The following is a 12,616-nucleotide window of genomic DNA, read 5'->3' on the forward strand; positions in this document are numbered from 1 at the left end:
GAATCATGCTCTCCACCACTCCCCGCACCACGCTCGGCCGCGAGAAGCAGCGCGGCAGCACCGACAGGAACGACCTCTACGAGGTGCTCGACACCGGGCTGATCTGCCACCTGGGCGTGCTCGTGAACGGCCATCCCATGGTCGTCCCCACAGGCTACGGCCGCATCGGCGAGACCCTCTACCTGCACGGCTCCACCGCGGCCACGTCGCTGCGCGCGGGCGAAGGAAGCGACGTGTGCGTCACGGTCACGCACGTGGACGGCATCGTGCTGGCCCGCTCGATCTTTCACCACTCGGTCAACTACCGTTCGGCGATCATCTACGGGCCGGCCAGGCTGGTGACGGACCCCGAGGAGCGGACGGCGGGGCTGCGGGCCCTGGCCGAGCAGCTCGCGCCCGGCCAGTGGGACTACGTCAGGCGGCCTTCGCGCAAGGAACTGGCCGCCACGGCGGTGCTGGCGCTGTCGCTCGAGGAGGCGTCGGTCAAGATGAGGCGCGGGGCGCCCAAGGACGAGGAAGAGGACTACGACCTGCCGGTATGGGCCGGAGTGCTGCCCCTGGTCACCTCATGGGGCGAACCGGAGGCGGATCCGGTGCTCCCAGAAGGTATCGATCCGCCGGTTCACATCCTCCATCGGGAGTAGTTCCATTAAGCAGGGCACTACCTGCTCCTGATGGGAGACGGCGATGGAGTGGAGCGCTCCCGGATATACCGAAGTCAAGCAGCTCGGGGCGGGCGCCAGCGGACGGGTGGCGCTGGCCCTGCACGACGAGACCGGGGTCAAGGTCGCGATCAAGTACCTCTCCGAGGAGCTGCGGCGCGATCCCGCCGCGCTGTCCAGGTTCCAGTCGGAGGCCCGGCTGCTGACCACGCTGCGCGATCCGAACATCGCCACGATGTGGGAGTACATCCAGGACGCCGGCGGGGCCTGCATCGTGATGGAGCTGATCAACGGCGTCTCCCTGCGGGCCCTGCTGCGCGAGAACGGCACGACCGAGCCGGAGGCGGCGTTGACCGTGCTGAAGGGCTCGCTGCTCGGGCTGGCCAAGGCGCACGACCTCGGGCTGGTGCACAGGGACTACAAGCCGGAGAACGTGCTCGTCAGGGACGACGGGGTCAGCAAGCTGGTCGACTTCGGGATCGCGGTACGGCAGGGCACGGTCGCGCAGCCGGAGGGCACGCCGCCGTACATGGCGCCCGAGCTGTGGGAGGGGCTGCCGGCCTCGCCGGCGACCGACGTGTACGCGGCCACGGCGGTCTTCTTCGAGTGCCTGACCGGGCACCGGCCGTACCGGTCGACCGAGCCGAGCGTCCTCGGCTATCAGCACGTCCACGCGCCCGTGCCCTTCCACGACGCGCCGGACCCGGTGCGCGAGCTGGTCAGGCGCGGCCTGGCAAAGCATCCCGCGCAGCGGCCGGCCAGCGCGCACGCGTTCGTGGCGGAGCTGGAGGCCACGGCCAGGGCGGCGTACGGCGAGGACTGGGAGGAGCGCGGCAAACGGCGGCTGGCGGCACTCGTGGCCCTGCTCGCGTTCCTGCTGCCCACGCCGGGGACGCCCGCTCCCGAGGCGACGACCTCGCTGGCCAGGACGGTGTTCCGCGGCCTGCGCTCGAACACGACCCGCGTGGCCATGGGTGGGGCGCTGGCCGTGGCGGCCGCCGTGGCTGTGATCGTGGTCGTGCTGGCCAACCGCCAGTCGTCGCCGCCCACGGAGCCCATCGGCGCGGCGGCGGCCGTACCGCCGTCGCAGGTCACGACGGAGCCGGCGACCGACCCACCGGCCACGCCGGAGTCCACGCCCGAGACGACCCCGGAAGCGACGCCCTCGCCGCAGACGCCCGCGAGCACGCGTGACGCCGTCGTACCCGTCAAGAGCCCGGAAACGAGTCCGGAGAAGAGCACGGTCAGCACCCCGTCGGCCACCAAGCCGGTCAAGAGCCCCAAACCCACCAAGAAGGCCACGCCGAAGCCCACCCCCAAGCCGACGCCGACCCCCACCCCGACCCCCACGCCGACGCCCACTCCCGCGCCGGTGACCGAGGTGCTCGGGGTGAGCGTGGGCGGCCTCACGGTCGACGAGGACGGGGTCGCCGCCGCCACGGTCACCGTGCGCACCAGCGGCACCGCCGCCGTCACCGCCACCGCGACCTGGACCGCCCCCGGCGCGGACGGCCGCGTCCAGCGCCTGCGCCTGTCCGGCGCCAGGTCCTACACCCGCGCGCTCATCTGGGACATGGGCGAGCGCCCGTGCGGCAGCACGGTCACGCTGACCGTCACCACCTCCCCGGCGGCCCCGGGCGGGGCCAGGTCGGCCTCGCTCTCCGTGCCGCCATGCCCCACGAGGGTGACCGGCCTGCGCGTCTCACTGAACCTGCCCGCCGCGCCGGGCCGCACGGCCGAGGCGCTGGTCAGGGTGGCCGCGAGCGGCACCGGGGAGATCCCCGTCCAGGCCGAGTTCGCGGTCGACGGCGACCCGGTCGGCACCCCTACCGCGAGCCTGTCCGGCCGGACCTCCTACTCGCGGTCGTTCACCCACACCTTCGGGTCGCGGCCCTGCGGCGCGACGCTGTCGGTACGGGTGAACGCGGGCGGCAGGACCGCCACCGCGCGGACCACGGTGCCCTGCCCGCCACAGGTGGAGCGGGTGTCGATCGTCAGGGCCGCTGCGAGTGAGGGCGGGCTCGTCGCGACCGTCTCGGTGACCACGTCGAACACCCAGCCGGTACGGCTCGTCGTGTCGTTCTCGGCCGGCGAGGGCGGCGGCTCGGAGTCGGTCACGCTGTCCGGCGACACCTCGTACACCAGGACCTTGAGCCACTCCATCAAGCTGCCGTGCGGCACCAAGTGGTCCGTGACGGCCTCCACCGACCCGGCGGCGGGCAACGGGAGCGACAGCGCAGGCGGCGCCACGGAGGAATGTCCCAAGGAGGAAGAGCCGAGCAGGACCCCTAGCCCTGGCTCAGATAACACCATCAAGTGACATTCCTGACTAATGGGGATTCCGGTAGCGGGAAAGCGGTTCCCTCTGGTTAAGCTACGGCCGATTGATGAGGGTGGGGGCCCGGAATACTCCAGAGGAGAACCGTTATGCACGGTGATGGGCAGTGGGGGGTCCCCGGCTATACCGAGGTACGACAACTCGGTTCGGGGGCGGCCGGTCGCGTGGTCCTGGCCAGGCGCCACCACGACGGCGTCGAGGTGGCCATCAAGTACCTCAGTGACGAGCTGAGGTCCGATGTGGGGTTCGTCGCCCGCTTCCGGCACGAGGCCAGGCTGCTCGCCACGCTCCAGAGCAGGTACCACGCCCGGCTGATCGACTACGTCGAGAGCGGCCAGGGCGCGGCGATCGTCATGGAGCTGATCAACGGGGTGTCGCTGCGCGAGATCCTCAGGTCCGAGGGCCCCACGGGGCCCGAAGCGGCGCTGACCGTGCTCAAGGGCTCGCTCCAGGGTCTGGCCTCGGCGCACGCGATCGGCGTCGTGCACCGCGACTTCAAGCCAGAGAACGTGATGGTCCAGGGCGACGGCACCAGCAAGCTCGTGGACTTCGGCATCGCGGTCAGGGCGGGCGAGGGCGCCGGCGCGGCGGGCACGCCGCCGTACATGGCGCCCGAGCAGTGGTCGGGCGGCCGCGCGGGGCCCGCGACCGACGTGTACGCGGCCACCGTCGTGTTCTTCGAGTGCCTGACCGGCACCCGCCCCTTCCGGGCGTCCAACATCGCTGCCCTGGCCCACCAGCACCAGGCCTCGCCGCCACCGGTGGACGAGGTGCCCGAGCCGCTCCGGAGCCTGGTCGAGCGCGGCCTGGCGAAGGACCCGGCCGAGCGGCCGGAGTCCGCTGAGGCGTTCCTGACCGAGCTCGAGGCGGTCGCGGTCGAGGGGTACGGATCGGACTGGGAGGAGCGCGGACGCCGCCGCCTGGCCGCGCTCGCGGGCCTGCTGGTCCTGCTCTTCCCGACCGAGCTCGCCGAACCCGAGCAGGTGCAGACCTCGCTGGCCGAGACCCGGTTCCGCGACCCGTCCCGCATCCTCAGCAAGCTCCCCGCGAAGATCGCCATCGGCGCGGGCGCCGTCGGCGTGCTGGTCGCCGCGGCCGTGGTCATCGCCAACGTCTCGGCGGACGAGCCGGTGCTGCGGGCGCAGACCAGCACGGTCACGCCGACCACGGCCACCCCGGCCACGCCCGAGCCGGCGGAGACGGAAGAGGAGCCCACGCCCACCCCCGAGGAGACCACTCCGGAGGAGAGCACGCCCGAGCCGACGCCCACGCAGAGCGACGCACCCCCGCCGCCCGTCCAGCCGACCGCGAGCACGCGGCCCACGCGGACTCGCACTCCCAGGCCCACGCCCACCCCGGTCAGGACTCCGCCCACCAAGACCAAGAAGCCGACCTCCACTCCCACACCGGAGGAGCCCCAGATCACCGGCTCGGCGAACGAACCCGAGGGCCAGAGGCCGCCGTCCTCGTCAGCTCCCGCTCCGACGCCCACCCCCACGACCCCAAGGAGCCAGCCGAGCCAGCCGAGCCAGGCACCCTCGCAAACGGCCGGCGAGGACCCCAGGGGCGGCGGGAACGCCGGAGGCGAGGTGCCGACCAAGGGCGAGCCGACGCCGACGGACGAGGGTGAGCCGACGCCTGAGGAGCCGCGGCTCGACCGCGCGAGCAAGGCGTCGGCCGCGCTCGTCGCCTTCGGCCTGATGACGTCCGGCGCGGTTCCGGTCACACTTGCGGTGAAACGCCGTATGGCGGGACGGCACCGAAGGAAGCGCTAGGACGCGCCTGGGGGACGGCGATGACTAACCCTGCACACGGTATCGCCGGATTCCGGCTCACCGAGCACACCTGGATGACCGAGCTCGGCAACTGGATCGACGCCATCTCACCCGACGGCCGCAGGGCCGGGGCGCTGCTGTTCGATCCCAAGATCATCGGCCTGCCCGGCGTACGCGACCGCGTGGTGCACGCGGTCATGACCGACCAGCGGCTCGTGCTGGGCGGGCTGACCGGGCTGATCCCGGTGGCCGACGTGGTGGCGGCGGGCGACCAGGTGTGGCTGCTCACCGCGCAGGCGGTCAGCCCCACCCTGTCCGACCTGCTCGCCACCGGGCCGATCGACCCGGCCGGCGCGGTGTCCGTGCTGGTGGAGACCGCCCGGACCCTGCTCGCGCTGCACGCGGCCGGGGTCACCCACGGCTCCGTCCACCCGGGCACCGTGGTGATCACGGCGGAGGGCGCCGCGCTGCTGTCCGAACGCGGCCTGTCCGACGCCATCCGCGGCCAGGCCTCCCCGCGCGAGCGGGACGCGGCCGGGTGGGCCTCGCTGGCGCGCGGCCTGGCCGCCTCGCTCGGGCAGGGCCGGCCGCGTCCCGCCGAGGTGCTGGAACATGCCGCGGCCACGGCCGCCACGCTGGGCCTGGCCGCCGCCCGCGACATACTGGTCGGCGAGGCGGCGGGCCGGGAAGGGCTGGCGCAGGCCGCCCGGGGGAGGTCGGCGTTCGCGCAGGCGCGGGCGTACGCGCCGCCGCCCACCCTGCCGCCCAGGGACGAGGGCGACATCGTCACGCTGCTGCACGTACCCGGCCGGTCCTCGGGGCCCGTGCAGTTCGGGCCCGGGATCGGCACACAGGTGCAGCGGCCCGAGACGACGGCCGAGCGGATCTGGCGGGCCGGGCGCGATCAGGTCGCCACCGAGCACCGCCCCGGCAGCAGGCTGAAGAAGGCCTCGCGGGCGCGGCGGCGGCGCACGGTCATCTCCGCGGCCGTCTTCGCCGTCATCATGGCGGGGGCGATCCTGGCCTGGCTCTACACGGGCGACTCGCCGGAGCTGGCGGTCATGTCGATCGACGTGACGGCGCCGAAGAAGACCCAGGGCTGCGGCAAGGCCGTTCTGATCACCGGCACGGTCGTCACCAACGGGGCATCCGGCGAGATCACCTACGAATGGCGCAAGAATCTGGACAAAGAGGTTGTCAAGGGAACTCTGCGCACAAAGTCCGACCAGACGACTTATCAAGTGCCGTTCCGGTGGACGCTGCAGGGGAAGAGCAACGTGAAGGCCACCGCGACGCTGCGGATCCTGACGCCTGGACCGGTGCGCACCGACAAGGCGAGCTTCACGTACAAGTGTTGATGCCTTCCCAGCAATGCATATCAAAGCGGTTCTTACTAATCTGGCCAGCATGACCACGCAGACCCCCGCGGGCTGGTACCCAGACCCCTACGGAGAGCCCCAGCTCCGCTGGTGGGACGGCAACCAGTGGACCGATGCCGTACACGCGCAGCAGCCGGGGCAGGGCGCGCCCCAGCCGGGCTCTGGGCCGCAGCCCCAGCCCCAGCCCCAGCCGGGCTCCGGACCGCAACCGCAGTCGAGCCCCGGCTGGTCGGCGACGCCCGCGAACCCCACGCTCCAGTACGGACAGCCGACGTTCGGCCAGTCGGCCTACGGCCAGCCCACCCCGACCGCCCAGTGGCCCGGCGCTCCCCTGCCGGGCCCCGGCTACGGCCCGCCGCGCAAGCAGGGCAACCCGATGCCGTGGGTGTTCGGAGGGCTGGCCGCGCTGGTGGTGGTCGCGCTGATCGTGGTGGCCGGCATCTTCTTCGTCAACAGGAACAGCTCGGAGACCGCCTCGCCGCCGAGTCCGGCGGACACCTTCGAGCAGCAGCCGCCGCCCAGCAACGAGCCGCCGCCCAGCCAGCCGCCCACCCAGGGCACCGTCGAACTGCCGGAGCCGGTCGACGGCCGCATCACCGACGAACAGGCCGGCCTCTCCTTCCAGGTGCCCGACAGCTGGAAGGTGCCCCCGTCCAACGAGATCAACGGTACGGACCCGACCCAGCAGACGTGGTCGAGCGCGGTGCAGGCCACCGCGCAGGCGAAGTACGACGGCCAGGGCGACTGGGTGGGCAACGTCTACACGGGGCTGCTCAACGAGCTCTACCCCTATTCCGACGCCTCGGGGATGGGCGATACGGCCAAGGCGGTCTTCGTCGACTTCTCCACCCAGTACTACCAGCTCCCCCACGAGACCAAGGTCGTGCAGGACAAGGCGATGAAGATCGGCGACAAGGACGCCTGGGTGTTGCAGTTCGAGCTCGACTTCTCGAAGGTGTCGGCGGAGAAGGGCTACAAGTGGAAGAAGGAGAACGGCGCGGTCGTGCTCATGGATCGCGGTGAGGGTGAGCGACCTGCCATCGTGTACGCGTCCGTACCCGACAATCTGGGCACCGACGTGCTCGGTAAGGTTCTCGGCTCGCTCAAGCCCGCCTAACGAGTGGCACTAGGCTGGTGGGGTAACAAGCGGGCGGATTGCTCCGAGCCGCTGGGCGAGGAGATCGAATGAGTGACTTGCTGGTCTGGATCGACTGCGAGATGACCGGGCTCGACCTGAGCCGCGACGCGCTCGTCGAGGTGGCGTGTGTCATCACCGACAGCGAGCTCAATCAGCTGGACGAGGGCGTCGACGTGGTCATCAAGCCGCCGCCGGAGTCGGTGGAGCAGATGTCGGAGGTCGTGCGCGAGATGCACACCGCCTCGGGGCTGCTGCCCGAGCTGGCCGGCGGGGTGACGCTGTCGGAGGCCGAGTCGCTCGTGCTCGACTACATCCGCCGCCACGTCCCCGAGGCGAAGAAGGCGCCGCTGTGCGGCAACTCGATCGGCACCGACCGCACGTTCATCTCACGCGACATGCCCGGGGTCGACGCCTATCTGCACTACCGGATGATCGATGTCTCATCGATCAAGGAGCTGGTCCGCCGCTGGTACCCACGGGTCTACTTCGCCGCGCCCGAGAAGCAGGGCGGGCACCGGGCCCTGGCCGACATCACGGAGAGCATCAGGGAGCTGCGCTACTACCGCGCGGCGATCTTCGTGGCGCAGCCCGGGCCCGACTCGGCGACCGCGAGATCGCTGGCAGAGCGTGTCAGCGATTAAAGGAGTGGCGTAAAGACTCCTGAACTTCGCTACACTTTTCCTGTGCCGCCATACGAGGGCGGCTCATGGTGGGCGTAGCTCAGTTGGCAGAGCGCCAGGTTGTGGTCCTGGATGCCGAGGGTTCAAGTCCCTTCGCTCACCCCAGTGCGCACGGCCGGTCCTTCGGGACCGGCCGTTGGCGTTTTCTCCCGACAACGGCCCCAAAACACGACAATGCGAGTTATGCTCGCTGTCTACCGCTAACGCCGGAAGCACGGGGGCCATCGGCGATCTGACCGTCTGCGCGCCCCCGGAGGCCGGATGAGAGTCGACGACGCAGCGCTCGACAGCGTATTCACGTCCCTGAGCAAGCGCGAAGCCGAGGTCATGGACCTGATCGCGACCGGCCAGTCCAACGGCCAGATCGCGCAACGGCTGTTCCTCAGCGAGAAGACGGTCAAGAACCACGTCAATCGCATCTACGCCAAGCTAGGGGTGGACTCCCGGGTCACGGCCATCGGGCTGTGGCTGTCCCGCCAGGAGTAACCCGACCGCACCATCCGACGGAGCGGCCCGCCGACCAGGCGCGGCCCGCTCCGTCGGCCTGCAGTCCCATGGTCCCCCAACCACCGAGGCCCTCCCAGTCCAGGCCCCATGAAATACGCGGAGTTCGGCTGCGGCGGCTCCGGGCTTGCCGCTGAGGCACTCGTAGAGGCCTCGCCGGTCGACCATCCTCACGACCTGGCCGAGCAGGCCGTTCGCCTTGGGCTCCGTGCTGGCCGCGGCCAGGCGTTCCAGCACGATCGGGCGGACCCCGGCCAGAGTCAGCCCGTTCGGGCCGCCGCCCACGATCACGACATCAGTGATCACGGTGTACTCCCAGGTCTGAGGGGACGGGAAGGCCCGCGGCGAGCCGGTCGAACACCTCGCGCAGCACCTGGTCGAGCGGGGTGGGCCGCTCGGCGCGCAGGCAGTGCTCGATGGCCACGGCGCTGCCGGCGCCGATCACCGCGGCGACCAGCTTCGGGTAGACGTCGTGCGCGAGATCGGTGCCCGCGCGCTCGGCGATCGCCCTGGCCAGCTCGTCCTGCGTGGCCGCGTTCGCCTTGAGCACCTCGCCCTGCAGCGCCGGCTCGGCCAGCATGAGTGAGACCCCGTCCCGCCATCGTCGGAACTCGACGCCCGTGCTGTCGTCCGGCGCGAAGTTGGCCTGGACCGCCTCCACGATCGACTCCCACAGGGGTTCGCCGGACGGACTGGCGCGTATCTCGTCCGCGATCCGCAGCGTGCGCTCGACGTGGGCGGCGGCGATCGCCTCCGCCTTGTTCGAGAAGTAGTTACGGAAGGTGCGCACGGACACGTCGGCCGCGGCGGCGATGTCCTCGATGGTGACGTGGTCCCAGCCGCGCTCGACGCACAGGCGGATCGTGGCGAGGCTCAACGCCACTCGGGTCTCCCGCTTCTTGCGTTCCCGCAACCCGTTACCGGTCGGCATGGCGTCACCGTAACAGATCTTGCCGAAAAGGCAGAAATACCTTTTCGGCAAGAATGGCCATGATGGTTTGAGAGCCGCCGGCAGGGCCAGGGACCTTGGCATGGAGCAGAGACCGCGAGTCGTGGTGGTGGGGGCGGGGTTCGCCGGACTGGCCGCCACCAAGGAGCTGGCCAAGGCGGGGGCGCTGGTGACGCTCATCGACCGCAACCCGTACTCGACCTTCCAGCCGCTCCTCTACCAGGTGGCCACCGCCGGGATGGGCGGCGCGGACGTGTCGTACCCCATCCGCACGTTCGCCGCCAAGTGGCCCAACGTGCGGGCGCGCCAGGCCACGCTGAGCAAGATCCGCCCGGCCGAGCGGCGCGTGGAGCTCGACGACGGCAGCGGGCTCGAGTACGACTACCTCGTGCTGGGCACCGGCGTCACCACCAACTGGCTCGGCATCGACGGCGCGCGGGAGAACTCGCAGCCGATCTACTCGCTCAGCGACGCCACGACGTTGCGCCGCCGGTTCCAGCACCAGCTGGAGGACACCGCGGCGGGCCGGCGCAAGAGTGTGCACGTCGTGGTGGTCGGCGCGGGCGCGACCGGGGTCGAGATGGCAGGCACGCTGGCCGAGCTGCGGCGGCGCACGCTGCCGCTGACACACCCCGAGATCAAGCCGGACCAGACCAGTGTGACGCTGGTGGAGCGGTTCGACTTCGTACTGGCGCCGTACAAGCGGAGGCTGCGGGACTCGGCGGCGCGGGCGCTGCGCCGGAGGGGGGTGCGGCTGCGGCTGGGCTCCACGGTGGCCTCCGTCGAGCCGGACGCGGTGGTGCTGGCCGACGGCACGCGGCTGCCGAGCGACGTGACGGTGTGGGCGCTCGGCGTCACCGCGCCCAAGCAGGTGGGCGACTGGGGCCTGCCACAGGGCAAGGGCGGCAGGATCAGTGTCACGGAGGCGCTGAACGTACCCGAACATCCCGAGATCTTCGTGGCCGGCGACCTGGCGGGGCCGCCCAACCCCCTCCCCCAGCTCGCCCAGCCGGCGATCCAGATGGGCGAGCACGTGGCCGCGCAGATCCTCGCGGCCGCGCAGGGGCGGCCGCTGACGGCGTTCTCCTATCGCGATCCGGGCATCATGGCCACCGTCGGCAAGGCGGAGGCCGTGTTGCAGCTGTCCAACGGGCTCACCATGCGCGGGTTGCCCGCATGGCTGGTGTGGATCTTCGTGCACGTGGCATACCTGCTGGGCGGGCGCAACCGGATGACCGTGCTGCTCAACTTCTTCTGGCGCTACTTCGGCCCCCGCCGCACGGCCACCAGCGTCACGCAGTAAGGGCTTCCGACAGTGCCTGCAGGCCGTGGTCGACGTCGGCCTCCGGGATGTTCAGCGCCGGACGCAGGCGTATGGAGCGGGGCCCGCAGGGCAGCGCCAGCACCCCGTGATCCTCCCTGAGCCGGGTCACCAGCGCGTCGCGCGCGGCCTGGTCCGGCAGGTCGAACGCGCACATCAGGCCCCTGCCACGGACGTTGGACACCAGCTCCGGGCTCTCGGCCTCCAGCTTGGTGAGATCGTCGAGCAGCGCGGAGCCGAGGGTGCCGGCGCGGGCGATCAGGCCGTCACGCTCGATGATCTCCAGGATGCCCCGGCTGCGCACCATGTCCACCAGCCCGCCGCCCCACGTGGAGTTGATGCGCCCGCTCTGCTGGAACACGTTGTCCGGCACCAGGTCGACCCTGCGTCCCGCCATGATCCCGCCCACCTGGACCTTCTTCGCGAACGCCACCACATCCGGAGCGAGGCCCAGCTGCTGGTACGCCCACGGCGTGCCGGTCATGCCGCCGCCCGTCTGGACCTCGTCGAGGATGAACAGGGCGTCGTACTCGTGGCACATGCGCTGCATGGCCTGCAGGAACTCGGGCCGCATGTGGTTGTCGCCGCCCTCGCCCTGGATGGGCTCGGCAATGAAACAGGCGATGTCGTACGGATTCCGCTCGAACGCCTCACGTGCCTGCGCCAGCGCACGTTCCTCGGCCGCCTCGACGTCGCCGAAATGGATGGCGGGCACGTCGATCCGCGGCCAGTCGAACTTCGGGAAGCGGTCGGTCTTGCCCGGCTCGGTGTTGGTCAGGCTCAGGGTGTAGCCGCTGCGGCCGTGGAAGGCCTTCGTCAGGTGCAGGACCTTGGTGCCCAGGTCGCGTGAGCGGCCGGCGGCCTCGTTGCGGCGGCTCTTCCAGTCGAAGGCGGTCTTGAGCGCGTTCTCGACGGCCAGGGCGCCACCCTCGACGAAGAACAGGTGGGGCAGCTCCGGATCGCCCAGCACCCGGGCGAAGGTGTCGACGAAGTCTGCGAGGTGCTCGGTGTAGATGTCGGGGTTCGCCGGCTTGTTGCGGGCGACTTGGCCGAGCAGCTGGGCGAAGTCGGGATCGAAGGGTGGGTTCACGCCGAGCGGCGCGGAGGCGAAGAACGTGTAGAAGTCCAGGTAGCGGCGGCCGTTTCGGGCGTCGACAAGCCAGGAGCCGCGGCTGAGCTCGAGGTCGAGCACGAGGCGGTATCCGTCGACGAGCAGGTGGCGGGCAAGGCGGGCGTGTACGTCCATGGCGACTCCACGTGCGTCGGACAGGCGTGCGTTCCTCTTGTTGAATACGGCTAACTACATAAAATTTACGGCATACCTACCCCCGGAGTGAAGTTCTTCACGCGGAACGCCAGAGCGATCTCGGCGATGCCGTGCAGGATCGCGTAGATGCCGACCAGCCAGACGAGGCTGAGCAGGCCCGTGACCGGCCAGATGAGCAGCAGGACGCCGAAGATCACCGACAGGATGCCTCCGACGATGAGCATCCACTCGTTGTCGATGGTCTTGCGCAGCCGGATCCCGGCCACGATCTCCAGGACGCCGGTGACGATGGCCCAGAAGGCCACGACGAAGAGCAGGGCGAGCGAGGTGATGCCCGGCCAGATGAATGTCGCTATACCGACCAATATCCCGACAATTCCGGAAATGATGAGCCAAGCTCTCGACCTGGCCCCGTGCCGGAACCCGGCGAACAGCTCGAAGATCCCGCTCACCAGCGCGTACGCGCCGAAGAAGATCACCAGCACGAGGAGCGTGATCGCCGGCCAGATGAGCGCCAGGAAGCCGAAGAGGATCGACGCGAGGCCGCGCAGGAGCAGCAACCACCACGATTGAGCGATATCTACCATGCTGATCTGCTTTCCG

At 70.5% G+C, this 12,616-nt stretch carries 12 protein-coding genes and 1 tRNA gene; 9 read left to right on the forward strand and 4 right to left on the reverse strand.

The window, feature by feature from the left end:
• Positions 1-5: 5 nt before the first annotated feature.
• The 8 genes from ACQPWU_RS49285 (at position 6) to ACQPWU_RS49320 (ending at position 8,458) form a co-directional block, all read left to right on the forward strand.
• Positions 6-644, forward strand: a complete 639-nt coding sequence (locus tag ACQPWU_RS49285) for a pyridoxamine 5'-phosphate oxidase family protein (protein WP_433433284.1) — start codon at positions 6-8, stop codon at positions 642-644.
• 43 nt (positions 645-687) lie between these two features.
• Positions 688-2,982, forward strand: coding sequence for a protein kinase domain-containing protein (locus ACQPWU_RS49290; RefSeq protein WP_433433286.1), 2,295 nt, complete (start codon positions 688-690; stop codon positions 2,980-2,982).
• A gap of 107 nt (positions 2,983-3,089) precedes the next feature.
• Positions 3,090-4,775 (forward strand): serine/threonine-protein kinase, encoded by a 1,686-nt coding sequence (locus ACQPWU_RS49295; protein WP_433433288.1) that lies wholly within the window; start codon positions 3,090-3,092, stop codon positions 4,773-4,775.
• Positions 4,776-4,795: 20 nt separating this feature from the next.
• On the forward strand, positions 4,796-6,133 hold the full coding sequence (locus ACQPWU_RS49300; protein WP_433433290.1) for a hypothetical protein: 1,338 nt from the start codon (positions 4,796-4,798) through the stop codon (positions 6,131-6,133).
• Positions 6,134-6,182: 49 nt separating this feature from the next.
• On the forward strand, positions 6,183-7,271 hold the full coding sequence (locus tag ACQPWU_RS49305; protein ID WP_433433291.1) for a DUF2510 domain-containing protein: 1,089 nt from the start codon (positions 6,183-6,185) through the stop codon (positions 7,269-7,271).
• 68 nt (positions 7,272-7,339) lie between these two features.
• The gene (gene orn, locus ACQPWU_RS49310; protein WP_433433292.1) at positions 7,340-7,933 is read left to right on the forward strand and encodes an oligoribonuclease; all 594 of its coding nucleotides are present in this window, start codon (positions 7,340-7,342) and stop codon (positions 7,931-7,933) included.
• A gap of 68 nt (positions 7,934-8,001) precedes the next feature.
• Positions 8,002-8,077: transfer RNA gene (locus ACQPWU_RS49315), tRNA-His, on the forward strand.
• A gap of 156 nt (positions 8,078-8,233) precedes the next feature.
• Entirely contained in the window at positions 8,234-8,458 is a 225-nt protein-coding gene (locus ACQPWU_RS49320; protein ID WP_360686412.1) for a helix-turn-helix domain-containing protein, read from the forward strand.
• Here ACQPWU_RS49320 and ACQPWU_RS49325 read toward each other — a convergent pair.
• Together ACQPWU_RS49325 and ACQPWU_RS49330 are read right to left on the reverse strand one after the other, a co-directional pair.
• On the reverse strand, positions 8,402-8,782 hold the full coding sequence (locus ACQPWU_RS49325; RefSeq protein ID WP_433433294.1) for an FAD-dependent oxidoreductase: 381 nt from the start codon (positions 8,780-8,782) through the stop codon (positions 8,402-8,404). The two genes, ACQPWU_RS49320 and ACQPWU_RS49325, sit on opposite strands and share 57 nt — an antisense overlap.
• Positions 8,772-9,407 carry a TetR family transcriptional regulator gene (locus tag ACQPWU_RS49330; RefSeq protein WP_433433296.1) on the reverse strand — a complete coding sequence of 212 codons (636 nt, stop codon included), beginning with the start codon at positions 9,405-9,407 and terminating at the stop codon, positions 8,772-8,774. The genes ACQPWU_RS49325 and ACQPWU_RS49330 overlap by 11 nt, the downstream gene beginning before the upstream one ends.
• Positions 9,408-9,507: 100 nt before the next feature.
• Between ACQPWU_RS49330 and ACQPWU_RS49335 the strand changes: the two genes are divergently transcribed.
• The gene (locus tag ACQPWU_RS49335; RefSeq protein WP_433433298.1) at positions 9,508-10,728 is read left to right on the forward strand and encodes an NAD(P)/FAD-dependent oxidoreductase; all 1,221 of its coding nucleotides are present in this window, start codon (positions 9,508-9,510) and stop codon (positions 10,726-10,728) included.
• Here ACQPWU_RS49335 and lat read toward each other — a convergent pair.
• Both lat and ACQPWU_RS49345 read right to left on the reverse strand, forming a co-directional pair.
• Positions 10,718-11,992 carry an L-lysine 6-transaminase gene (lat, locus tag ACQPWU_RS49340; RefSeq protein WP_433433300.1) on the reverse strand — a complete coding sequence of 425 codons (1,275 nt, stop codon included), beginning with the start codon at positions 11,990-11,992 and terminating at the stop codon, positions 10,718-10,720. The two genes, ACQPWU_RS49335 and lat, sit on opposite strands and share 11 nt — an antisense overlap.
• Before the next feature lie 65 nt (positions 11,993-12,057).
• Entirely contained in the window at positions 12,058-12,600 is a 543-nt protein-coding gene (locus ACQPWU_RS49345; protein WP_433433302.1) for an HdeD family acid-resistance protein, read from the reverse strand.
• Positions 12,601-12,616: the final 16 nt, after the last annotated feature.

Origin of the sequence: Nonomuraea sp. CA-141351 (assembly GCF_050944675.1) — a bacterium.
GTDB lineage: Bacteria > Actinomycetota > Actinomycetes > Streptosporangiales > Streptosporangiaceae > Nonomuraea.